This is a genomic window from Rania fehmarnensis (genome assembly GCF_056494185.1).
In genome coordinates this window covers 7,644,426-7,667,840 of record NZ_CM151398.1, presented here as the reverse complement: position 1 = coordinate 7,667,840, position 23,415 = coordinate 7,644,426, and the positions used below count along the sequence as shown (strand labels likewise).

Genomic DNA, 23,415 nt, shown 5'->3' with positions numbered 1-23,415 from the left:
TCGCTTAGCGGGCGATGCTGAAATCGCACAATTTCAACGCGCGTACCAAATCACCAAACGTTCCAAGTCATGTTGGTGAGCCACCGTCGCCAGGCGAGCCCGATGGAAGAAGCCGGCTAGTGGCGCGTAGCTTTGGCTGCGGTCGAGAGCCACGACGATGTGCAACATGTCTTGGACTGACGGACTGCGGCCATGCGCGACCCACCGCAGCAGCCATAAGCCGACTGGGTAAAGGATCGCCAGTCCGCGTATGCTCTCGATCACTGACCAACCAGGCCGATCAGCCAGGGCATACATAAACGATGACGCGTTGGTTTCAATGAATCGCGTTAACGGCGGATAGATTTCAGGCGAGAGGGGGCCAGTGGGTGCTTCCAGGCTTTGAAACTTGACGGCTGGAAAACTGGTTTTATTAATTACTGGCGTCTGGCCAGCCGCCCACACAATCTTGGCAGCGATTTTCATCAGCTGCAGCCGTGCCGACCATTGCGATTGAAAGCGACAGCTTGGATGCAACCTGGCGCAGTCAACTGCCAAGAGTCGAAACATGATCTTCGAGTAGCCTCTGGGCTCACGGCGCTCGTCAAACAAAACCTTCGATTCCTCTGGTGCTAAATCCACCAGCGTCTGCGCCAGTTCCAGAAGTTTCTTGTCGTCCAATGATCGCGTCTTGGCCAGCGATAACAAACTGGCATATTGCAGCGCATGCACCAGGCGGCGAACCATCGGGTAGCGCTCGTCAACGATTAACTGGCGAGCGCACTCCAAGAGGCCCTTGGCCACGCGCCAGGTGCGAGCCTCTCCAGGCTTAATCGGCGGCGCTGGAATCGACTCTGCCTTGATACGCTCGTCGCGCACTTGCTGCTTAATCCATGGCAATCGTTCTGCCGCCAAGCTGCCCAAGTCGGCCGCGGCCGAGGGACAAGCTCGCCGAATCGTCAAGATCGCTTGCTTATCGTGAGGAATGATTTGCAAGGGGAAAGTCTGGCACACCGTAGGTTTGCCTTTCAGACCGTGCTGGGCATGAATGCGGCATAACCCATCCTGCATCAAAAACACGCAGCTACCATCGGGATTATGCGCCAGGCGATAACCACTCGAACCACCGCGACGCGGTTTGCCTCGGTCACGCACCATGACTCGGCGATGGTGATACTCAGGGTCGTCTTGCCAACGCTGACTATTGAGAACGTCGACATCAACCTGGCTGAGTGGCACGAGGCTGCCGCGACAACAAAACCCACATTGATGACAGTCCCAACTCTCTTGCCCCGCGTTGACGATGATGGGTAACGACATGAACTATTCCAAAGGGCCGCGGGGGTGAGTTGGTTTCAGGCCAGGAGGGGCGCTGATTGGAAGTACAGGGTACCATGGCCACAGGGTGGAAGCCTATGCCACAGAAGAACACAGGCTGGAAGCCTATGCCACAGACAGGCTGGAAGCCTATGCCACACAGCTAGTTGACTACGCGTTTGATGCTGCCTGGTCGGGGACGTAGGACCGTTATGCCGCTTTGAAAGCCCGGGGGCGGATCGGTCAGGTACTGATCATCGAATTCCAAGACAACGTTGGCGGATGTCAATTGGATCGTCTGACCGGCAAGAGCGATGCCATGAATCCGCGAAGTGCCCGCAAACGTGAGCGATCCCGTGGTGTAGATCAAACCCGAAAGTAGCGCAGGATAGTTGTCGGTCAGTGCGGAATTAGCCAGCCCACTGGGATACGGATAGGGAGTGCCGGCAGGATTCAGGTTGATACCCACCGCGGCTTCGCTAAAGCCCTCACCGTTGGTGGCCAGCCGCATGTGTCCATCGACCAGCAGACAAGGCATACCCGAAACCGCGGGTTCCATGTTCACCCAGTTGGCCAGCCGACTGCCTGGCCCTGGATTAATTAAGACCAGCGTACCAACCAAGCGACTGCGACCGACCACCAGATCTTGATTTCCACAGTTGATGACGTAGATACCTTGAGCGTTGGCGGCACCCAGCGGATTGTTGACTGGACTTATTAACTGGCGATCGATCACCGCTGTATTGTTGGGATATGTGACATCGACCAGGCTAACGGCATCCAGATAGAAATCTTGGCTAAAAGATGAATCGAGCGACAGCGTGGCTTTGGTGAGCGTACCCGACCAGCGCAGCGTCAAATCACCTTCGATGGTGATCCAGCTGAAATTACCAAAACTGTTTTTGCTGCACGCAAAATTCGGTAGCTGCAAAACTTGTATTCCATCACCGCTGGACTGAAGGGTGATATGGGCGCTGGCTGTTCCAGTAGCAGTTGGATAAAACGGAATCGACACGCGATATGTGTTGCCGTTCTTGATCGAGCCCAATGTAAGATCCTGGGCTGCAGAATCATCGCGGCTAGAGCGGCTCGAGACTCGCAGCGACCAGGTACCATTGGTCGAACGACTGGAACTGCGATATAAATTGCAATCAGTCAGCGCATACCAGGCCGATGTGTCGCCTTCGAATGAGTTGTTGCGAATGATCTGCGAATGTTGCCAGCGTGGCAACGAGGAGTAGCTGATCGCCGTGCCATTCTGAAGATAATAGTCGAGCACATGCTGAGCGTCGGGCATTTGCCGAGCCTGCGCGTGCTGAGTGACTGTGCCTGTGATGCCCGCCGGACTAGCCGATCCACTGACCACCACATCGGCAGCGATGAGCGAACTGCTCGCCTGCAGATCGCCACCCGTGGCAATCGATGTCAGACTGCGCAGCGTTGATTGACTCGCGACAATCCCACTGCCAGCCGCCATGGCATGCCGCAAGCATGCACGCTCATGGGCGCGACGTTCCATCAGCACCGAAAGCTTTTGTACCGCCCTGCCCTGTTGGCCGGTTCCAACAACCAGCAGCGATTTATCGTAGTCTGAGATCACTCCATCCGCCGGATCGGTCACTGAGATGGCCAGTGAGCCTCGTCCAAAGCTCTGGTTTTGTACCAAAGATGAACCCACCAATTGACTGCGCCAGTTGGACGTACCGGCCAGCACGGGCTGAGCCAATTGCAGGGCCGAGTGGGCCGCTGCTTTGGCAACATTGAAATCGTGGTCGTCACTCAGCTCTCGACCGCGTGTTCGGGCTAACTGCAACGCAGCCAACCCAATAGCGCTGACTAAGATTGAAGTCAGCAGAACCAATGTATAGAGAGCTGCACCTTGTCTGGTCACAGTGCGACTAGAAAGTTTTCTGCGTGGAGCGATAAGCTCAGTATTCATCGGCTACTCGATATACAACGGTCGACGAGATCAAGCGCTCAGCGAAGAATGCTTGAACTTCAATCCGTTTGAGATTGGTGTTGGTACTGGCAGTAGCCGCCAGCGAAGCGGGATCTGCCCAGCCGACTGCTACCGTGATGCGCCAATTGCTCACGCCGGCTATGACGTTGCCAAGTTGATCAGTTGGTGGTGTGAGGTTCATATTGGAGTAGTCGTCCACATCATCCAAGCTCGCACGCCACGTGTGGTTTTCTGATGCGTCCACACCCAGGCTAGCTCCTGGATTGCTCGGTTCAGCAAAGGACTTGCTGCATATTTCGCAGCTAAACGAGTCGCAGAGTTGCCTGCCCTGCATCTGCAGTAATGTCTCGGCGGTTCGATATTGCGAAGTGGATAAACTACGTAACGCCGCGGTCATCAAGATTCCGACCAGCATGACGCTAACAGTACATTCGATCAGGCTGAATGCGCGGCGGTTCATGGTGTGATCATGGTGTGATGGCATTTTGGGGTGTTGAGATTGGGTGCGGATTCAATTGGGTTGGAAGGTTAAGGGGGGTACACAGGCTGGAAGCCTATGCCACAATTCACACAGGCTGGAAGCCTATGCCACATTGGGCTATAGGCAATGCACTTGTACTCTTTGAAACAGGGTAGAACTACCAGCGGCACCTAAGGTGATGCGACGACTGCTTTGACTGGAGGTGTAAGGCGTGAGCGAATAGGTTCCATAGGCGACGTTACCGACATAAACTGAGATTCCCGATATGGTCGGATCAATGATCAATCGGACATTCAAAGGCACATTGCTCTGCCGCGTCAGATTTAAGAGTGTGACCAGTTGCGAGTCACTAGTGCGAGTCAGCAAGATGACTGACTGCGTTCCGTCAGACTGCTTCTGAATCGTAACGGTCAGCGGCGCGCAGCGGGAACCGGATCGCAAGGCGTTCAGGCTGATGACGGCCCCTTCGCTGCTTGTCGATTGGCACTGGGCAGTGAATTCGATCAGGGTTGCACTGGCGAAATTCCAATCTTGATTGGAGACCAGTTGGTCGCCGCCAGTTTGCCAACCGGAACTGGTGAGCGATGTCGCCTGTAATTCGCCACTGCGGGATAGCGACCAATCGAGTTGGCCATCGCCATTGCTATCGATCAACGTTGGATTACTTGTAAAGTCCAAGTCCCAAAGATTGCTTAGCGCTTTGGGCCTATTGAGCAGGGCAACCGTTAGCGGGATGGCAGGCGAAATACTGGTGGGCTGCAAAGTCACGCTGATCGATGCGTATTTTCTCAGCGTCTGCGAGCGAGTACCCGAAGCCCGCCAATGCTTACCATAGATCTGGCACGCCAGACCACGATTGTCCATCAGTTCCCAGGTATTGCCAGACGCATTGCCTTTCAAGAGCCCACTACCACTAACGGTGCTCGGCAAAGTGGCCGCACGCGAACCAAAATAGCGCTGCAGCACTAGCGAAAAACCACTGCCGCTGGGCATCGGTTCGACGTCGTCGAAATTGAAACTCTGCCAGGTGTAGTTGTTGTCCAGTGTGGCCCACGTGAGGTACTGCTGTTGAAGCACGTCCGTTCCCGGTGCGCAGGCAAAGGTGTAGGTTCGAAGTTGTACGGTGGCGATACCTAACAACCCTGCAAATTTGGCTGGAAACTGAATTCGAGTTGGACGCCAGGCAAAGGAGTTGGTAGGCAAGTCGAGCGTGAATCGCTGTGCCACTGACAGACTAGAGGAGACATCGTGTTCCAGTATTTGTGTCACATTGGATTGATCGATCAGTAGCGATTCAAGGGCGTCTTCGACACATACAGTCGGATAGGTAACAACATCATTTTGAACGTGCCCGTTCACTGAGAAACCGTACGCGCCATTGAACACTGTTTCCGCCGTGCCACCATTGAGTTGTCGTGTTATGGGTGCACCGATAGTTCCGTTCCAGCTATATCGAATGCGTTCAGGTCGACCATCAGCATTGCGATCGGAAACCGTAAAGCCGATGGAGGTTGCAGTGAGCTCGGAAACATATAGCGCCGTTTCGAGTTCAGTCGATAAATTAGACAGCAACTGATGTGCACGCGACTGCAGTAAGATAGGACTATCCGATCTCGGCAGGCTTTTCACTGCCACCAACACACTAGACTGCATGCCCACCACCAGAATGCCAAAAACGGCGATGGCTGCGACAAACTCCAAGAGTGTGGTTCCGCGGTGCTTGCTCATATAAATCTCGCTTTACTCTTGGACTTCGGCCAGACCTGTGTTGATGTTCAAGAGGACGCTGCGCTGGGCAGAGCCGCAGGCGACGACGATCGAGCCACCTTGATTGGGAACTCCAAAGCCGTTGAAGACAACTTGTTGATCTGCAGTTGATCCAAAAAGCGTCACGAGTTGTGCACGATACGGATCGTCCGCCAATCGAGTCTGATAGGTGCCCGCGGCACGATCGAGTGCCGGCATATTGGGCAGCCAGTAGGTGTGCGTACTAACTGAGAAATCCACGCTTTGATTGCCGCTGGTGAAGGTTGCATGACGCCGGGCCAGTGACAAGTCGGCGGCGAGGCGATGCGCAGCTGAACTAGCACGGAACTGCTGTAGGGCCATTGTCCAGCGCGGCGCGGCGACGGCGGCGGTGATCGCCATCAACAACAGAACGACAGACAGTTCAATCAATGAAAATGCTGGCCGGAACAGTAGAGTATTCGTCGATATTCGGCTTAGATGAATCATGGCGTTAACTCGATCCCGCGCTTTGTGATGCGTACTATTTGTCGTCCGTCGGGTAGCGGGTCACCTACGCGCAAGATGCGATCTTCGATGATGGCCGCCGCACCTTGTTGATCGAAGAAGATGGCTTGTAACGCGACGCTCGTTTTTGGTGCGCGGGCGGGTGCGGGGTCGGCAAGTGTCGCTATCTGGCTTACCTGCTCGACCTCGGGAGGCTTTGGTATTGTGGCTAATGCCGTAAGGTTTGGGACTTGCGGCGGGTCAAATGGGTTTAGCGCGAGCGCATCGGACAAGCAATAGGTGAACGGACCGGCCGCAACTGGACGCTCGCTCGCCTGATCAACCGTCCGCGTAAAGTGCGGCGTGGCTGGTGACACAGACGTCGAGGCACTGTGCGCAACAGGTGGTGGAGCCGAAGCCGCTTTTTTGCCAGGCAATATCAACACACCCAGCAGCACGAGCAGTAGTAGAGGAATGAGCAGCTTGCGCAAGGAGTTAGGCTTTTGACCTGGTGCACTATTCATGGTGGCTAATTGATCTTTCCTGAATAACCAAACACTAACATCAACTGCAAATCGACGGTGCAATCACCGCCAGCAGCAGATGGTCCGATGAAGGTCAAGTGTGTGATGTTCAGCGTGCGGGGCAATTGATCCAGATCATGCAACCATTGGCAAAGACTGGCGTAGTTGCCGGTGGCTCGCAAACGCAACTCCATTTCACTGGCCAACGCAGTGGTACGCACGCTGCCTGGTCGATAGTCTCCCAGCGCCACGTTGCAATGAGTGGCGGCCTCGGAAAGCAAATTCAGGAGCTCAGACTCGGATGGATGCGCGGGCAGCTTCGCCACCAGGAGCTGGCAATCAGCCTGCGTTTGTTGTACTTGCTGGCGAAGTTGATCTGCCTCCAGTTTGAGTTGCGGATGTTGCTCGATCCACTGCTGGCGCTGACTGGTGGCTAGTTGGAATTCTGTCAGGCGCTGGTGGCTGAAGGCTATGGCTGACCAGGCAATGCCGACTAAGAGCAGGCTGGCGACCACAAAGGCTCCGCGCAAGGACGCTGCAGGCGAACCACCGCTGGGCAACTTTCGGAGTAGGGTTTCGAGATTCATGGCTGCCGATCTATCGAGACTGGGACGTTTCAGTTAGCTATGGTCTGTTGAAGCTCTTTGTCAGTTCCATACCAGCCCTCCAGGTGAAATTGACGAGCTGCGGAGCCGGTTGAGCGACTTGACGATTTCAGTTCCACGCGTTGGATCCAATCCGAATGCCGTAACTGCGTGATCAGTTTGGAGAGGGCACTATCATCGTCGGCTTGCCCCATGAGTACGAGGCTGTGAGTGTGGGACGGTGAGCGGGCTGTCACACTCTGGGCACTGGTCGCCTGGGCAGTATTAGCCGTCGAAGCTACCGCTTGATCCGTTTGGATGCTGAGACGTTGTAGGTGAACCTTCCCTGGTTGATTGGCGATGGCTTTGACGATCGCACCCAAGATGGCGACTGGATGCGCGGGAATATGCAGTGAGATCAAATCAGCCTGTTTCTTGTGCAGTTCGGTTAGCGATTGGCGATCTTGATGCAGCTGGGCTTGCGTTTGACGCACCGGCTCGCACGCCACATCCAGCAAGGCTAGTTGCTGCTGCGCCTGATACCCCAAAACTAGTTGATATATCAAGTAAATGGTCGCCGCCAGGCCTAGCGTCAGCCACAACCGCAGAGAGATACGCAGTTGTTGATCGAATTGAATCAACAGACGTGTAGAGGTCGGCAGCAGGTTCAGGTGCATAGTTGTTCCTCCATGGCCAACGCCGAAAGGCCGGCGGCCAAGCCTAAGATTGCTTCAGCGGGATCGCGATGGTCAGAATTCCTGCGGAGCGACCAAGTCGTAACTGGCAACTGAACGAAGTGACCGATGCGTTGCGGCAAGTTCTTGATACTGGCTCCGCCTCCAAACAGACAGATCTGCGTGGGTTTATTCGCTGGGAACTGTTGACGGATAAAGTCCACCGTACGTTTAATCTCGCTCAAAAGATGACTGACTGGTTGATGCACCACCTGCATCGTCTTGGCAGCCGCTGGCGTTGGTGGTTGATCGCTGCGCGGGATACCAAACCGCGAAAGGAGTTGATGACATTCGGTGCTCAAGATGTTGAACTCCTGGCACAAGGGTTCTGTGATGGTGTTCATGCCTGCATCACGCAGTGGCCGCACAAAGATCGGCACGCCGCGCACTACCAGCACCACTAGCGGAAGTTGATGGCTCAAGTCGACTGCCAGCACTGCATCGTCGGTTCGGCGATAGCCCAGCATCTGTACGGCTCGAGCCAGCGCACATGGGATCGCATCGATGGCCTGGCAGTGCCAGCCGCCTTTCAGCAGCCGCTGGCCGACTAGTTCTGCCAGCGATCGAGGAATCGCATAAGCCGTATAGCGTGACATGGAAGCGTCTTGACCGCACGCTTTGCCTGCTGGCCAGTGCCCGATACTCAAATCCGATGCGTCGCACTCAAGTTCTGCCAGCAACTCTTCACTGACCATGTCTGCTTGTTCGTTATCGCTGGCTGCCGGTATTTCCAGCAACCGCATTTCGGTAACTGCCATCGGAACTGTCGCCGCGCAGCGCTTACCCGTAAACAGCCGACGTAGCGTGGGCAAAACATCAGTGTGCTGCTCCAACGCACTCTGCACAGCGGACAGATCAGGCGAATTCAGCGTGGTTGCATGCTTCAAGCACCAGTTAGCTTGAATGACAAATTGTCCGGCGACGACTCCCAACTGTACCAGCTTGGTACTAGCCATTCCGAAGTCGATACCAATCAAGCCTGTATTGCTATTCACAATCGTTTAACCCGTAGCCGCAGGCTAGGCGCACCTGCTAACCAACTAAAAATACAACAGTGTCACCGCTGCCCAGCGATGGTTTTCGCCAGCCGATTCCACCCTCTGGCGACGGTGGCTACCCAGTGCTTCCACCCTCGGGCGACGGTGGCTACGACTGCGCAACTAATGTCCGGTGGATACATCCAACATGGGTAAGACCATCGACAGTACAATCCCTGCGACGATCACGCCCAAGAACACGATGACTGCAGGTTCCAGCACTTTCACCAGATCACGCAAGTGTCGCTGGCCCACGTCTTCGTAATACTCACCAACGTTTTTGATAACTTCGCCCATACTGCCGCTACGCTCGGCGGTAGCTACCATCTGGGCAGCCCCAGGCGGCAAGAAGCTCGCGGCCAATAGGGTAGTGCCCAAGCCTTCGCCGATCAAAACTTCTCTTTCAATATTCTCAAAGAGTTTTCGGAAGTGTCCGTTGCGCGAGGCGCTTTGGCACAACCGCAAGGCATCGACCAGTGGCACACCACTGATTAGCATCGTACCCAACATCCGAAACGCGCGACCCGTCAAAAGTGCACGCGAGGCATCGCGAACAAATATTACGTTTAGGGTGGCATAGTCCCAGCCGCGTGCAACTAGCGGTGACTTGCGCAGGGACACCGCGAGGGCCACGCAACCGCCGATGGACGAAAGCACCAGGATCAGATGACCACGCACCAGCGAGCCAATGTCGAGCAAGAACTTAGTTAGTGGCGGCGCGGGTTTTTCCAGCGACTCAAATACAGTGGCAAACTGAGGTAACACAAAGAAGAGCATAGCGCACAGGACGACAACCGTCACGCCACATAATACCAGCGGATACATCAGCATCGACCATATAGTGCTGTGCAAACGCATGTCGCTGCGCAGCAGATAAGTCAGTCGTTCCAGCACTTGCGTCATCGTGCCGGCGTGTTCACCTGAAGCTACACCGGCAATGATGGTCTCATCAAAAGCCGTCGGATGTTTGCGTAGAGCTTCCGAGAAGGAAGTGCCACTGGATACATCTGCGTGGACCGCTGACAAAACAGATCGCAGCACAGGTTTTGTGGCTTGCTGGGCAAGGTTCTCTAAAGCTTCAGCCAGGTCGACCCCGGATTGGCTCATGATTGTTAGCTGAGACATGGTCATCACCAAATCATTCTTGGTCACACGCCCTGTCCAGAGTGATCTGCTGGCAGCGAGTGTGGGTGAATGTGTAGCTTGAACGGCGGTTATATGCGTGACGAACAAGCCTAGGGCCCGGAGTTGATTGCGAGCTGCAGAGAGAGTTTCGGCTTCTATGTGTCCGCTGAGGCTTTGGCCGCTGCGCTGCTTGGCTTGATATTTGAAGTTCATGTTTACTCCGCGTAAGTTACCTTCAGAACTTCATCCAGACTGGTTCGCCCTGCTTCCGCCAGGCGGATGCCTTCGTCCAGTAGCAGCGATCCACCTTGGTTCTGGTGAGCGAGCCGCAGTTGTTCGACATCGCCACCCCGGGCAATCAGCGAACGCATTTCGCGTGAGACTACCAGTAGTTCATAGATGCCTAGACGCCCGCGTAGACCCGTGTCGTAACATTCGCGGCAGCCTTTGCCATGGACGAACTGGCGCCGACGGTCACCACGATAATGAACCGCATCAAACAGTTCGTCCGACGGATAATAGACTGCCTGGCAACTGTTGCAGACCGTACGCAGTAATCGTTGAGCTATGACTCCGACGAGTGATGCAGCGATCTTAAACGGCTCGACTCCCATGTCTTGCAAGCGTGTGACCGCGCTAAAACTATCGTTGGTGTGGAGTGTACTTAGTACCAAGTGCCCAGTGAGGGCGGCTTGAACGGCCACCGCAGCCGTTTCGCTGTCGCGAATTTCGCCGACCATGATGATGTCGGGGTCCTGACGCAAGATCGCGCGCAAAGCGCTGGCGAAAGCCATGGTGCGACTGGAACCGACCGGCACTTGATTGATCTGCTCAAGCTGATATTCGACCGGATCTTCAACTGTGACGATGTTGTGATGGACGCTCTTGACCAGTTCAAGTGCGGAGTACAACGTTGTCGTCTTGCCGCTTCCGGTAGGACCGGTCACCAGGATCAGACCGTGAGGTCGAGCGAGTATCGACTTCATCTGTGTCAATTGTCCGGGTGGCACTCCCAATTGATCAAGATTAAAGGTCACGTTGCGTCGATCCAGCACACGCATGACCACTTTCTGACCGAGGATCGTTGGCAAGGTCGATACGCGCAAATCGATCTCGCGACCATCGACGCGCACGTGGATGCGTCCATCTTGGGGCGTGCGATGTTCGGCAATATCCAGTTTGGCCATAACCTTCAAACGTGAGACCATGGCCGAGTGAAATTCGCGTCTGGGCCTGAGGGCTTCTCGCAAGGCGCCGTCGATGCGGAATCGCACTACGGTAGATTGATGCCCTGGTTCGACGTGGATATCGCTCGCTTTCTGGCGGACTGCGTTGTAAATCATGTAGTTAACCAGGTTGATGATCGGACTACCTTCGGCCAGCGAATCGACGTTGCGCATGTCGATATCGAAGGCTTCGTTCTGAACTTCGACCGAATCCTGGGCGAAGTCGGCCGTCACCGCGTCGACACTGAAATCGTTCTCGTAGCACCGCGGCAGGTTCTTGACGATGTTGCTGCGCAGGGCCACGACAGGACGCACTCTTAGTCCGGTCAGACGTTCGATCTCGTCAATGTGTTGCAAGTTTCGAGGCTCGACCATGGCTACGCTGAGCGTGTGGTGAACCTTGAACATAGCGATAGCACAAAGAGCTTCGGATTTGTGACGCGGCAAAAGTCGTACGGCTTGTGGATCAACCATGCCTTCGCGGATGCGCACGGCTGGAACTTGCAGTTGGGCTCCCAGAAACTGCAACAACGTATCTTCATCGACAAAGCCTAACTCTAGCAGCGTTTCTCCGAACTGCAGGCGTTTGTCGACGTGCCGATCCAAGGCAGCTTCTAATTCTTCCGCGGTTAAGACACCGGCGCGGAACAGACGCTCGCCCAGTGGCAACACTTCTTCGGGCACAGGTTGAAAACTGCTGGTACCGCGGGCAGTGGACTCATTAAGAGTTGAGGCGACAGAATCGAGATTCAGTAGCGAGGTCATTGTGCGAAGCTCCCGATCGCTGCGCTCAAATGATCGTAAATTGCAAACTCACCGGCCAAGCCCGTGACCTGCAGGATGTCTCTACACAAGGCTTTGGGTTCAGCCAGTTGCACCGAACCGCCACTACGTAGAGCCCGGTCGCGCAGGTCCATGAGGAATTCCAAACCTTGGCTATCGATCAAGGGTATCGCGGACAAATGCACGACGATCTGCGGTTGACCTTTGTGAAAGCACTGGTCGATCAGTGGCTTGAGTCCGTCCAGGTGCTCACTGCTGAGCGGATGCGTGCCGCTGAGGACCTGAACTGCGCCATGTCTGGTTATTTGAAACATTGGTGGGGCACTCAGTTACGCTTGTGGTAGGGTCAAGGTGAAACGGGAGCCCTTGTTCAGTTGGCTCTTAACACTCAGTTTGCCGCCATGCAGCCTGGCCACCTCTTGGGCATAGGCCAAGCCTAGCCCGCTGCCCACCAAGCTCTGAACTCGTCGGTCTTGGCTGCGAAAGAACTTGTCGCTGATGCGCGGTAACTCTTCGGCTGAAATACCGATGCCTGTGTCTTCGACATGAAAGTGAAGCGACGTTTCATCTTGTTCCACGATCAAGCGAACCGAGCCTTGGTCGGGCGTGTACTTAATTGCGTTACCTAACAAGTTGACCAGGGCTGCGATCAACTTGTCTTTATCAACCAGCATCGTTGGCAGCTTGGGTGCCAGGCGTGTTTCGAATTTGAGTTCTTTCTGTAGCAGTTGAGGCCGCAAGTTCTCGATGGTCTCGTGGATCAGACGCTCGATATCGGTCTCGCCTCGCGTGGGCAAGACGGCGCCCGATTCCAGTTGGCTGATGTTCAGCAACTCATCGACAAAACGCGCTAGTCGCGTGGCCTCGTTGCTGATGATGTTGTAGAAACGCTTTTGATCGGCCATATCAATGTCATCGGCTTCGGCCAGCGTATCGGCGTAAGCCTTGATATTGGCTAGAGGTGTCCGTAGTTCGTGAGTGGCGGTGAACACGAATTGATTGCGACTCTCGTCAGCTATGCGTTGCTGCGTCACATCGCGAAAACACCACAGAGTACCTTGGTGGGTACCATGTTCGCCGGTCAACGGGATTCGGCTGACACGAACGACGCCATCGATCGAAAGTTCGCCGCGCCGCAACTCGAAGGTGGCAGGCGCTCGACTGCTGCTCTGCGTACCCTTGGCGTGGGAAAGCGTCTGATGGACTGACTGAAACGTCGAGTTCAATAATTCCAGCAGCGGTCGACCAATGGTTTCGAGGTGGGTGTCGAGACTCAGCATGGCTGTCAGCGAGTTATTGATACGCACAAGCTGGTCATCGCAGTCGCAGATGGCGATGCCTTCGGGCAGAGCATGGAAGAGGATGTTCCACTGTTTTTCATCGGCGGCCTGGTGGAGCTCGGCAAATCGCGATTCCAGTGAGTTGAGAGCCTGATGATGAAAGAGTTGTTCGACAATTAGATTCCAACCTCGGGCCAGCGAGCCGGCTTCGGCCAGCGGGCGTAGCTTAGCCGCGTGCTGACCGTCGAGCATCAACGAGCGCAGTTGATGTTCGATCGATTGCATCGTGTGCATCGATCGTCGTACAAGAACGATGCCCACTAGCAGCACGCTCATCTGTGCAGCTACCGAAAAGGCCAGGTTCTGACTCAGCGTGCCCTGCCAATGAAACCAAACGACCAGGGTCGCACCGGCCAAAGTGCTAGCCAGGGCCACCAGGTAATAGTGGACGACTAGACGTCGGGTTGCAGGATTTGGACAGGTTGCACGCAGCATGAAACCAGCTCGCACGCGAGGCTGACACTTGGTGGCTTGAGTAACGTTCGAACTAATTCAACGACTTGTCGCATACTGAACGGCTTGTAGATGATCTGCGCTACGCCGAACGATTCCTTCAGCATGCGCATATCTAATTCGCAGCCCTTGGCGGAGCACATTACGATCGGCAAGGCAGCGAGTGCCGGCTGTTGGCGAACAAGGCTGCAGAGTTCAGCCCCGTTCAGTCCTGGCATTTGATAATCAGTGATTAGTAGATCGACCGGTTCGCGCTGGAGATACTGCAAGGCGAGTGCACCATCGTGCGCGACCGTTACATCGAGCTTGGCTCGTTGAAGATTGAAACGCAGAACATCGGCCAGGACTGGATTGTCTTCAACGACCAGCACGCGAGCTGGCATGTGCGTCATATCGGCGACATCACCAACCGATATATGACGATTCATTGACCACCAGGTCGCCAGTGGTCTGGTTATAGGCCCAGCCGGCGCCACCGGTTTCTGCAGTCACAATGGGACTCTGCGTTGACGCCACCACCGTGGCATTTTGATTCGAACCGACCTGCACCGCCGGGAACGGACCCTTCAAAAGAGGATCGAGAGCAGTTGCCAACGTTGCGGCTGGTGGATAACTTCCGTTCTGTGCTTTGTACAATTCGATCGCATCACGTAACACGAACAATGATGTCTTCGTCGAGTTTTGTCGCGCATCGCTGGCCGCATCGAACATCTTTGGTGCCGCGACCGCTGCGATGATACCCAGAATGAGCACGACCACAACCAATTCCACCAAACTAAAAGCTTTGCGCTTTGTCTGATTCAAGCAATTCATAGTAGATCCCCCTCAAGTGCAAATCGCAGTTTTTGCCCCACTGCGAGTGACAGATTGTTGGCGCTGGTCGTCCCACAGAACCAGCACTTTCGGCCGCTCAAAAACATAGGTTGTGTTTGTGGCAAGTCATTCAAAAAACAAAACCAAATCGCGGCATTTCAAGCGATCTTTACAAGCTAAATTTGCAAGTTGCGTCGCACTACAGTCGACTTGAGATCGCAATGGAATCTCGAGGATTGTTATTCGAATGCACAAGATCCAAAAGCCTGACGACTTCCGCGTCGGACGTAAGGCTATTTATCCATGCAGCCAAGCCGCAGCCAAGTCTATGAGTAATACCTTGCTCTCCTCGCACCCCAATGCGTTAGTCGCCGTTGTCATCGATCGTTTGCAACAGACAACCAGGCTTGCATTTGAGTTAGTGCCCGCGTCAGTCCTAGCCGAACTTGTGCGGTCGAATGCCATCTCTGAGTTGGATTTGGCGGCGATCGAATCAGCGACGATCGTGCCTGCATCTAGTGGCCAGGTGATCGTCGTGCCGCTCTTCGCACAGCCTGGGCAGGATCTTCGCTTGAGGAGCCAGATATCACCCGACTATTTGGTGGCCAGCAGTGTAGGACCTTTGCCTGAAGTTGTGTGTCACTTGGCCGATGCGATTGTCGAAGCGGAGCAGCTCAAGCAAGAAGCAAAGTTGGCTCAGCAAAAGCTTGATCATAGTCTGTACCAGATCACTACCTGCTTCGAAGAATTGACCTGGCTACGCTCGGTGGCTGAACACTTTGAGATCTGTTCGCTAGAGGACGGATTGGCACGAGCTGGCCAGGCAACCTTGCCGCCGCTTCGACAACTGATATTTGCGCAGGAGTTGTACTTGTTTGGTCTTGCCAGTCCATCGGCGACCGAGTGTATGCCACCGATACTGGCATGGGACGGTGAAGGCTTGATTTCCCAGCCGACGGTCAACGAGTTGTGGCGCCGCTTGGCGGGATCGGGTGATAATCAATTGATCGTGTGGAATGCGCCGGTATCCGTTCGCGATGATCAAGACACGATCACAGTTCGCAACTGCCTGCTTGTTCCGGTAATGAAATCCGACGAGTTGCATGGTTGGTTGTTGGCTATCAATAAATGTATTCCGCGCGATGATATGCTGGGTGACGAGTCGGCCATTCATGATCAGAACCTGGTCGAGTTCGGAACTTCCGAAGCGGGCTTGATGAGTACGATGGCGGTCATGTTGGCGACACACTCCAAGAATGTAGACCTGCTGCGCGAAAAAGAAGAGTTGCTAATGGGGGTTCTTCGCGCGCTTGTCAGTACGATTGATGCCAAAGATGCTTACACTGGCGGTCACAGCGATCGCGTGGCGACCTATTCCCAACGCATTGCATTCCAGTTGGGGCTCGATGCGAAAGTGTGCGAAGAGATTTACATGAGCGGGTTGCTACACGATATTGGCAAGATTGGTGTGCCCGACGCTCTACTGGGCAAACCCGACCGCCTGACCGACGCAGAGTATGCTGAGATCAAACGTCATCCGGAGATTGGCTACGAAATATTGCGAGCCCTTAAACCCTTCGCGTATCTACTACCAGGTGTGCTGCACCATCATGAGTCCTTCGATGGGTCTGGATATCCGCATGGTCTTTCGGGTGAGCACATCCCACTGATGGGACGCATCATCGCAGTGGCCGACAGCTACGATGCGATGACCAGCAACCGCACTTATCGTCAAGGCATGCCGACTGAGAAAGCTGTCCAGATCTTGACCAGCGGCCAAGGCAAACAATGGGACCCAGCAGTGGTCGACGCGTTTGTGCAGTGTCTGTAGCGGAAGCCGTCAAGGCTTTCGGCATTCAGCTGTCCTGTAGCGGAAGCCGTCAAGGCTTTCGGCTAGTTGCTGTACTAATCCGAACTGGCCCCATCGACGCGCTTCGGATCGCATCATCCGCTTAACGTATTCTGCTACTGGATACACTTGGATGGTCTATCATCGGGGATGATGCGAGGCACGAGGGTGATAACGATTTCATTCCGCTCGTGGATGGTCTCGCGGCGCTGGAACAGCAAGCCAACGCCGGGTAAATCACCGAGCAAGGGAACGCGATTGCTGCTATCGCTGTCGGTCTCCTTGATCAGGCCACCGATCACGATGGCTTCACCATCAGCTAGCAGGACCTGGGTATCAACTTCGGTAGTCTCGCTCTCGGGTAGTTGCGTGGTGGGATTGATGCGGCCGGTGGAAACCTGTGGCGCGACCTTGATCATGACTTGGGCATCTTCGGTTATGGTGGGCGTGACCGTCATGATCACGCCGACATCCAGGAAGTTGACGCTTTGGAGGGTGCTGGTTTGGGTGGTCGTGGAAAGCAGGTATCCGATTTTGCCACCAACTTGGATCCGGGCTTGTTGATTGTTCAGCACGGTGACTTTGGGCGAAGCCAGGGTCTTGGCATCTGTGGTGGTTTTGAGTGCGTCGAGTAAGCCTTCCAAGTCGGATCCATCCAATCGAATCATCGATGTGGGTGCATTGGACGACGCCAATCCGACCGTGCTGACGGTGAGATCTGAATTGGCAAGTTTAAGCAAGTGTTGAAAGTTTACGCCGTGTCGAGAATTGTCTTTTAACAATATCTGCAACACGTGGGCTTCGATTTGGACCTGGCGCGGCGCGTGATCGACTTGGTAGATGTACTGTTCGATGCGCGAGAGGTAATCTGGCAAGTCTTCGACAACCAATTGCTCTTGAGTGCGCATGCGATCGGTGGGCATGGTCTGCGTAACGAATGACTTACCGACTGGTGAGAGTAAACCTTGCACAACTTTGTCGACGTCGGTAGCGGCTATGTAGTTCAAATCGAACACCAGCACCGAGCGACCCTGAACAGCTGGCGAGGCACGTTTCTCTTCCGACACTTTGGATACGATGACGATGTCTTTCTGCCTGGCCCATACGTAGCCATTGGCGGACAAGAGGGCGTCGAGCGTATCGGCAAGCGGAGCTCGCGAGATAGTGACCGAGACACGTTCGATCATCTCCGCACTAGTGACCACGTTTAGTCCATGCTGCTGGGCGATCATGGTGAGAATGCTACTCAGCGATGCATCTTTGGCGTTGAGCGTGACGAGGTTGTCCTTGACGCTGTACTGTACATCTTGGTCTTCAATGGGCGAAGGTAGCTCCAGCCAATTCGAAGTCTCTGAATCAAGTGGTTCTGGTGTCGGCAAGCGGCGGGAGGATGAAGGCTGGACGGGTTTGGGCAGCTCTTTGGTCGCGTTGGCAGGCTGGGCGATCGCTGAGTTGCGCCGGGGTATTGGCGGTGGTACTGGTACAGCGGGAACGACGGGAGCGAGTTGTTCGTTGCCCGGTGAGTGCGTCATTGCCGGCGATGCAATCGTACGCGAATCGGCTTGCTCTTTGTTAAGCGTCGCACAACCGCAGGCGGCGGTGATGAGCGGGCAGATGGCGAGAGCCAGCCGTAAGCCCATCGTGCGCTGACGAGATTGATGAGCTGTAGCCGATACCCAGCGCATAGCGATGTAACTTGGGGAAGAATCTGTGCAAATGGATGTTCGGCCATTTCCAGCATCGGCATTGATCGTAGACAAGTTAACTCGAAGCCGCAAATTCTGCGCAGACGTCAAAGTCAACGATGACGGTTGGATATCCATCCGAGCCAATAGAGATTGCCCCCTGCAAGCCGGCGGCTGTAGAGCGTCTGTCCCCAGCCGCTCGGCACCCGCTCGGATCGCTGCGAGCGTGGGGACAGACGCTCAGCGCCGACACTCAACGCCCCCGGGCTCTGTCCCAGGTGGACGGGGACGCTCTCTGAAATTTTCGAAATCTTTTTAGATGCGTCTGGAGCCTGTTTGGATAGTAGGTTCAAGGGGTGTGAATGGAGTGGCGACGGGCAACGCTTGGCCGCTATGGCAGGCTGGGAAGCATAAACTGCCTAAATGGCTGATCGTTCTGCCAAAAACTCACGAACCCGCGGGACTTTGAATGTCCGAGGGTTTGCAAAAAGGAATCATGCAGATTTCGTGAAGTTGTCGCCCGTATGCTTGCTTGCTAGCCAGTTGATCGATAACCTCTTTGCCTTAGATTGCACAATCTGCGATGACTGCGCAAGCAGTTCACGCGAGCGTAAGTGGAAACAGGCACAACAAGGTCAGGGGCGATACGCACATGGCATCAATGGTTGAGCGAAGAATGGTCTCCCGGTCGAAACGCAACACTTCACGACGAGTATCAGCTCATCGTTGTACAGTGTTGGAGCAACTAGAAAATCGGATCGTCTTCGACACGACGCCCTTTGACTTGAGCATGGGACCTCTCCTGCAGGACTGGAATAACGTCGGCTTGATCTCCACAACCAATGATTGGAGTGGCGTACCAAGCATCATGGGTTATCGTGGCGATGATATCGTCACAGCTACTGGAGCCGATCCTCAGACGGCAACTGCGGAAGGCACTAACGTCGTCAACGTTGGCGCTAACCAAACCAATCCAAATACAAATACTAGCGGGGGCATAGCAGAGTTTGAGATAGCCGATCCAGTAGTTGCGTTGCAAGGTTCTGGAACTGCCGACGCCCCGCATTTGGCTTTCTATTTGAATGCTACGGGGCGAGGTAACATTGTAATCAACTACAAACTTCGCGACGTAGATGGTAGTGCAGACAATGCAATTCAACCGGTCGCTCTGCAGTATCGCGTCGGGAACACCGGTGTATTCACGAATATCCCATCGGCTTTTGTAGCTGATGCGACCACTGGCGGTTCTGCGACACAGGAGACGTCAGTCAGCGCTACGTTGCCAGTTTCCGCCGAAGATCAAGCACTTGTACTAGTGCGGGTTCTCACCACTAATGCTGTGGGCAGCGACGAGTGGGTGGGGATCGATGACATTGCGATCACCAGCGATGTTTATGTGCCACCATCGAATCCCAACTTTACGATCGTCACTGATACCGGCAGTTTGTTGAAGGCCGAAGGGGATAGTGGCAACACGAGTTACACGTTCACCGTTACTCGCAATGCCAATACGGGTGTGGCAGCCAGCGTTGATTGGGCCATTGCTGGTGGAGCTGTCGGCGGTGCATCCGCCGCTGCTGACGCCAGTGATTTCGCGGCCCCAATCAGCGGTACGGTCAGCTTTGGAATCGGTGAGACGACGCAGACAGTCACCGTGCAAGTAGTCGGCGATACCTCGATCGAAGCCGACGAAGGTTTCTCAGTAGTGCTCGCCAATCCGTTGCCAGCCGGTGCCACGATTGGTGCCGGACAAGGCTCGGCAAACGCAGCCATTGCCAACGATGATGCCCTGCAGAGCTTGCAACCAGGCGACGTAGTATTGACCGCCGTTAGCGGTGCCCCCACGCCGGATATCTTTACCTTTGTGCCCTTGGTTAATTTGACGGCCGGCGAGACTCTTTACTTTACGGACAATGGTTGGTCTGCGACCGGTGCGGCGGGCACGCTGGGTACCGCCGAAGGTCTCATCACCTTTACTGTGGGCGCATCGGGCTTGACTCGGGGTTCGAAGGTTCAAGTAGATTTGAGCCCAGACGCACTTTCGGCCAGCGTCTTGCCAGCCAGTGCCGGTAGCGCAGTAGTCAGCGGCACTTTCAACATCACCAGTGGCGACAACTTGTTTGCCTACACGGCCAGTCAACTGCTGCCTAAGATGCTCTTCGGCGTGAACCTGGGCGCAACTTGGGTGCCGACTTCATTTTCTAACGCCACCTCGTTTCTGCCACCAGACTTGATTGTAGGACAGAGCGCGGTTGAGGCGCTGGCTGCAGTACCTGTGTCACAGGCACAGTATGATCATTCACCGAATGTAGGCAGTGCCAGCACGCTACGCAACGCAGTGGCTGACATTACCAATTGGGTAACCGATCCGAGTACCTCAGTGCGGATTACTATCAATACGGACAACTTAACTGTTGGCGCGGCTGCAATTGTTTCGCCGGTTTCTGGTTTGGTGACAACCGAAGCGGGCGGCACGGTCAGCTTCACCATCGTGCTCTCCGAGCAACCCACAGCGGACGTTACGATCGGCTTGTCTTCCAGCAACACCGCTGAAGGTACTGTGGCACCGACTTCCGTCACGTTCACGAATGCAAATTGGAGCGAACCCCAAGCAATCACCATTACCGGTGTCGATGATGTGCTGATCGATGGCGATGTAACCTACAGCATCATCACCACGACCACCAGCAGCACCGACCCTGCGTTTAACAATTTGCCAGTGGACGATGTCAGTGTTACCAATACAGATAACGACCTGCCCGGTGTTACGGTAACTCCTACTTCGGGACTAATTACTACGGAACTTGGTGGCACAGCCATCTTTACCGTGGTGCTGACCAGCCAGCCAAGTGCAGATGTGACCATTGCCCTGACCTCCAGCAACATCGCCGAAGGCACAGTTGCGCCTGCGTCGCTGGTCTTCACCTCAGCCAATTGGGATTCGCCACAAGCGGCCACGGTTACTGGTGTCGACGATTCAGTCATCGACGGTGCGATCAGTTACACCATTCAGACCGTCGCCACCAGCGCGGATGTCAACTACAGCAATATAGCGGTCGATGATGTCTCGGTGACCAACCTGGATGACGATCGCAATACCAGCGCTTTGATCAACGAGATTCTGCAGAATCCAGCCGACACGGATAACCCCTTCGAGTATATAGAACTGATCGGCCTGCCCAGCTCGACACTGGGTGGCTACTACTTTGTTCAATTCGAAGGTGATACCGGCGCAGCTCAAGGTACTGCCGATTTCGTGGTGAACCTATCCAGTTTTGCCTTCGGCACCAATGGTTTACTGGTGATTAAGTCACCGACCGGCGGGTTCACCGTGCCCGGCGCGACTACAGTTATTACCGACGTCCAGTTAGATAACGGTGGTGGTGGTATCGAGAACGGCACAGTGACTTCAATGCTCATCTATAGTCCTGACCTGCCCATCGTTGAAGGCACCGACTATGACACCGGAAGTGGATTGAGCTTGCCCGTCGGGGCCATCATTCAAGATTCGATTGGTTGGACCGATGGCGGCGCTACAGATGCTGTTTATGGCGGCGTGGTCTTGTCGATTAACTCAACGGCCCCAGCTGCAGATGGTGCTACACGTATCGTGGGTGATGCAACACCGAACGAAGTTAGTGCGTGGTACGGCGCAGATATGCTGAATACGATTGGCAATGCTTCGGTGGAGTATGATCCAGCGCGCGGCAGCTCGAATCTGCCAGTGGGAGCCGTCATTACTCCTGGCGATACCAATTATGTAGCTGGCAATCAGCCTCCTGTCGTCGCAGCCGATGCCAGTAGCGTAACGGGTGCCGAGGGCACGACGATCACCAATACAGGCACATGGTCAGATCCCGACGCCACCGACGTCGTAACCTTGACAGCATCGACAGGCACGGTGGTGAAGAATATCGATGGCACTTGGAGCTGGAGCATCGTCAGCACCGACGATCTGGCCGCTACCAACGTGACCATTACGGCTGATGATGGAAATGGCAATACAGCAACTGCGACCTTTAGCTATTCCGTGACCAATGCCGATCCGACAGTCGCAGTTAGCAACGCAGCAGTAAGCGGTGCAGTGCTGTCAACGATTACCAACAGCGGCACCTTCAGTGATGTAGCCGCTGACACGGTAACTTTAGGAGCATCGACTGGCACGATTGTCAACAACGGCAATGGTACCTGGTCGTGGTCGATTACTCCGACAGCTGTCGTTAACAATGAACTGGTGACCATTACTGCCACAGATGAAGATGGTGGATCGAGCCAGGTGACCTTTACCTACTCGGCGTTTGTGGCGGTTGTAAATCGTCAAGTCTTTTACAACAACTCCGGATTTGAAACTAACGGTGGAGTTAACGCGTCGCTGGACGCCAACAAAGTCCTGTTGTCAGCTGGACTGACTACTCAGCAGACGGGCCCAGCCAATGTGATCGGTTACACGCGTGGCATCAATGGAGTGGTGTTAGATGTGGCTGGTTTGGCCAGCACGGCCCTGACTGCAGCAGATTTCATTCTGCGGGTGGCTCCACCTGGTGCCTCGGGCTTGGTCAATCCCAGCACTTGGAATGCGGCACCTGGTCCCTCGGCCATTGCTGTCACTGCGGGAAACGCTTCGACCGCAGCCCGCATTCGACTGGAGTGGACTGACAATCAGATTCAAAATACCTGGCTGCAGATTATTGTCCGGGCCAATGCCAATACTGGTTTGTTGTCACCAGCGGTGTTCTACCTCGGGCATGCTCTGGGTGATGTCAACTTTACGGCTGCATATCGCGTAACCGGGGCAGATCTGAGTTCGATTCAAGCCTTCATTTCCAATAGTCTGGTTTCGGTCAATGAAAATCGAGATGTGAACAAAGATCGTCGTATAACCGGCGCGGATTTGTCCTTTGTTCAGCAGCGCATCAGCAACAACGTATTGTTGAACAACATCACGATTCCCGCGGCGGGCTCTGCCGAAGAAGGGGCTAGCGGTGCATTGCCCCGCTTGGCTCCAAGACTGGACGGTCGATTCCTGGGTGGTTCGATCAGTTTGTCCAATGGTTCTGTCCGCTCAGCCAGCGGCCGTGATTCTAACTTGATCGAACAAACACCAAGCGACCGAGTGGTTTCCAGCCCATACCCCGTTTCTAGGGAATTGCCACTGCGTTTGAACGCTGTAGTCGGTGCCAAGCCGCAGCCAAAGGTCGTTGATGAAATTTTGGGTGATTCACTCGATAAGTTGTTGAATGCAGATTGGTTTTGATTAGTGTAGCGCAAAAGCGAAACTTCGCGCCTTGCAAAA

General features: G+C 54.8%; 18 protein-coding genes. 2 read left to right on the top strand and 16 right to left on the bottom strand.

Annotated features, from left to right (window positions below; all coding sequences use genetic code 11):
- Positions 1-33: 33 nt before the first annotated feature.
- The 15 genes from SH573x_RS26115 to SH573x_RS26045 form a co-directional block, all read right to left on the bottom strand.
- On the bottom strand, positions 34-1,299 hold the full coding sequence (locus SH573x_RS26115) for a YkgJ family cysteine cluster protein (RefSeq protein ID WP_479350993.1): 1,266 nt from the start codon (positions 1,297-1,299) through the stop codon (positions 34-36).
- Between the two features lie 160 nt (positions 1,300-1,459).
- The gene (locus SH573x_RS26110; protein WP_479350992.1) at positions 1,460-3,235 is read right to left on the bottom strand and encodes a carbohydrate binding domain-containing protein; all 1,776 of its coding nucleotides are present in this window, start codon (positions 3,233-3,235) and stop codon (positions 1,460-1,462) included.
- Positions 3,225-3,716, bottom strand: coding sequence for a type II secretion system protein (locus SH573x_RS26105; protein WP_479350991.1), 492 nt, complete (start codon positions 3,714-3,716; stop codon positions 3,225-3,227). The genes SH573x_RS26110 and SH573x_RS26105 overlap by 11 nt, the downstream gene beginning before the upstream one ends.
- A gap of 138 nt (positions 3,717-3,854) precedes the next feature.
- The gene (locus SH573x_RS26100) at positions 3,855-5,465 is read right to left on the bottom strand and encodes a PulJ/GspJ family protein (RefSeq protein ID WP_479350990.1); all 1,611 of its coding nucleotides are present in this window, start codon (positions 5,463-5,465) and stop codon (positions 3,855-3,857) included.
- 12 nt (positions 5,466-5,477) lie between these two features.
- A complete protein-coding gene (locus tag SH573x_RS26095; protein ID WP_479350989.1) occupies positions 5,478-5,972 on the bottom strand; it encodes a GspH/FimT family pseudopilin in 495 nt (164 codons plus the stop codon).
- Positions 5,969-6,493 (bottom strand): hypothetical protein, encoded by a 525-nt coding sequence (locus tag SH573x_RS26090; RefSeq protein ID WP_479350988.1) that lies wholly within the window; start codon positions 6,491-6,493, stop codon positions 5,969-5,971. Before SH573x_RS26090 ends, SH573x_RS26095 begins: the two co-directional genes overlap by 4 nt.
- 5 nt (positions 6,494-6,498) lie before the next feature.
- A complete protein-coding gene (locus SH573x_RS26085; RefSeq protein ID WP_479350987.1) occupies positions 6,499-7,080 on the bottom strand; it encodes a type 4a pilus biogenesis protein PilO in 582 nt (193 codons plus the stop codon).
- A gap of 29 nt (positions 7,081-7,109) precedes the next feature.
- A complete protein-coding gene (locus SH573x_RS26080) occupies positions 7,110-7,754 on the bottom strand; it encodes a PilN domain-containing protein (protein WP_479350986.1) in 645 nt (214 codons plus the stop codon).
- Positions 7,745-8,806, bottom strand: coding sequence for a hypothetical protein (locus SH573x_RS26075; protein ID WP_479350985.1), 1,062 nt, complete (start codon positions 8,804-8,806; stop codon positions 7,745-7,747). The genes SH573x_RS26080 and SH573x_RS26075 overlap by 10 nt, the downstream gene beginning before the upstream one ends.
- A gap of 165 nt (positions 8,807-8,971) precedes the next feature.
- A complete protein-coding gene (locus SH573x_RS26070) occupies positions 8,972-10,186 on the bottom strand; it encodes a type II secretion system F family protein (RefSeq protein WP_479350984.1) in 1,215 nt (404 codons plus the stop codon).
- 2 nt (positions 10,187-10,188) lie between these two features.
- The gene (locus SH573x_RS26065) at positions 10,189-11,964 is read right to left on the bottom strand and encodes a GspE/PulE family protein (protein WP_479350983.1); all 1,776 of its coding nucleotides are present in this window, start codon (positions 11,962-11,964) and stop codon (positions 10,189-10,191) included.
- Positions 11,961-12,296 carry an STAS domain-containing protein gene (locus SH573x_RS26060; protein WP_479350982.1) on the bottom strand — a complete coding sequence of 112 codons (336 nt, stop codon included), beginning with the start codon at positions 12,294-12,296 and terminating at the stop codon, positions 11,961-11,963. Before SH573x_RS26060 ends, SH573x_RS26065 begins: the two co-directional genes overlap by 4 nt.
- Positions 12,297-12,311: 15 nt before the next feature.
- Positions 12,312-13,757: an ATP-binding protein gene (locus SH573x_RS26055; protein WP_479350981.1), complete on the bottom strand. Its 1,446-nt coding sequence runs from the start codon at positions 13,755-13,757 to the stop codon at positions 12,312-12,314.
- A complete protein-coding gene (locus SH573x_RS26050; protein ID WP_479350980.1) occupies positions 13,715-14,203 on the bottom strand; it encodes a response regulator in 489 nt (162 codons plus the stop codon). The genes SH573x_RS26055 and SH573x_RS26050 overlap by 43 nt, the downstream gene beginning before the upstream one ends.
- Positions 14,178-14,588, bottom strand: a complete 411-nt coding sequence (locus tag SH573x_RS26045) for a type II secretion system protein (protein ID WP_479350979.1) — start codon at positions 14,586-14,588, stop codon at positions 14,178-14,180. The genes SH573x_RS26050 and SH573x_RS26045 overlap by 26 nt, the downstream gene beginning before the upstream one ends.
- 247 nt (positions 14,589-14,835) lie before the next feature.
- On the opposite strand from SH573x_RS26045, the gene SH573x_RS26040 reads away from it, so the two are divergent.
- Positions 14,836-16,419, top strand: a complete 1,584-nt coding sequence (locus SH573x_RS26040; protein ID WP_479350978.1) for an HD-GYP domain-containing protein — start codon at positions 14,836-14,838, stop codon at positions 16,417-16,419.
- A 134-nt stretch (positions 16,420-16,553) separates the two neighbouring features.
- On the opposite strand, the gene SH573x_RS26035 is transcribed toward SH573x_RS26040, so the two are convergent.
- Positions 16,554-18,197: a secretin GspD/PilQ domain-containing protein gene (locus tag SH573x_RS26035; protein ID WP_479350977.1), complete on the bottom strand. Its 1,644-nt coding sequence runs from the start codon at positions 18,195-18,197 to the stop codon at positions 16,554-16,556.
- A 658-nt stretch (positions 18,198-18,855) separates the two neighbouring features.
- Here SH573x_RS26035 and SH573x_RS26030 point away from each other — a divergent pair.
- Positions 18,856-23,376, top strand: a complete 4,521-nt coding sequence (locus SH573x_RS26030) for a beta strand repeat-containing protein (protein ID WP_479350976.1) — start codon at positions 18,856-18,858, stop codon at positions 23,374-23,376.
- Positions 23,377-23,415 lie beyond the last annotated feature (39 nt).

What these genes read in the sequence shown, in the direction of transcription:
- SH573x_RS26070 (WP_479350984.1), bottom strand. Translation starts at nt 10,186, where the DNA reads ATGAACTTCAAATATCAAGCCAAGCAGCGCAGCGGCCAAAGCCTCAGC.
- SH573x_RS26110 (WP_479350992.1), bottom strand. Translation starts at nt 3,235, where the DNA reads ATGAATACTGAGCTTATCGCTCCACGCAGAAAACTTTCTAGTCGCACT.
- SH573x_RS26105 (WP_479350991.1), bottom strand. Translation starts at nt 3,716, where the DNA reads ATGAACCGCCGCGCATTCAGCCTGATCGAATGTACTGTTAGCGTCATG.
- SH573x_RS26115 (WP_479350993.1), bottom strand. Translation starts at nt 1,299, where the DNA reads ATGTCGTTACCCATCATCGTCAACGCGGGGCAAGAGAGTTGGGACTGT.
- SH573x_RS26045 (WP_479350979.1), bottom strand. Translation starts at nt 14,588, where the DNA reads ATGAATTGCTTGAATCAGACAAAGCGCAAAGCTTTTAGTTTGGTGGAA.
- SH573x_RS26065 (WP_479350983.1), bottom strand. Translation starts at nt 11,964, where the DNA reads ATGACCTCGCTACTGAATCTCGATTCTGTCGCCTCAACTCTTAATGAG.
- SH573x_RS26090 (WP_479350988.1), bottom strand. Translation starts at nt 6,493, where the DNA reads ATGAATAGTGCACCAGGTCAAAAGCCTAACTCCTTGCGCAAGCTGCTC.
- SH573x_RS26095 (WP_479350989.1), bottom strand. Translation starts at nt 5,972, where the DNA reads ATGATTCATCTAAGCCGAATATCGACGAATACTCTACTGTTCCGGCCA.
- SH573x_RS26080 (WP_479350986.1), bottom strand. Translation starts at nt 7,754, where the DNA reads ATGCACCTGAACCTGCTGCCGACCTCTACACGTCTGTTGATTCAATTC.
- SH573x_RS26055 (WP_479350981.1), bottom strand. Translation starts at nt 13,757, where the DNA reads ATGCTGCGTGCAACCTGTCCAAATCCTGCAACCCGACGTCTAGTCGTC.
- SH573x_RS26050 (WP_479350980.1), bottom strand. Translation starts at nt 14,203, where the DNA reads ATGAATCGTCATATATCGGTTGGTGATGTCGCCGATATGACGCACATG.
- SH573x_RS26085 (WP_479350987.1), bottom strand. Translation starts at nt 7,080, where the DNA reads ATGAATCTCGAAACCCTACTCCGAAAGTTGCCCAGCGGTGGTTCGCCT.
- SH573x_RS26100 (WP_479350990.1), bottom strand. Translation starts at nt 5,465, where the DNA reads ATGAGCAAGCACCGCGGAACCACACTCTTGGAGTTTGTCGCAGCCATC.
- SH573x_RS26040 (WP_479350978.1), top strand. Translation starts at nt 14,836, where the DNA reads ATGCACAAGATCCAAAAGCCTGACGACTTCCGCGTCGGACGTAAGGCT.
- SH573x_RS26060 (WP_479350982.1), bottom strand. Translation starts at nt 12,296, where the DNA reads ATGTTTCAAATAACCAGACATGGCGCAGTTCAGGTCCTCAGCGGCACG.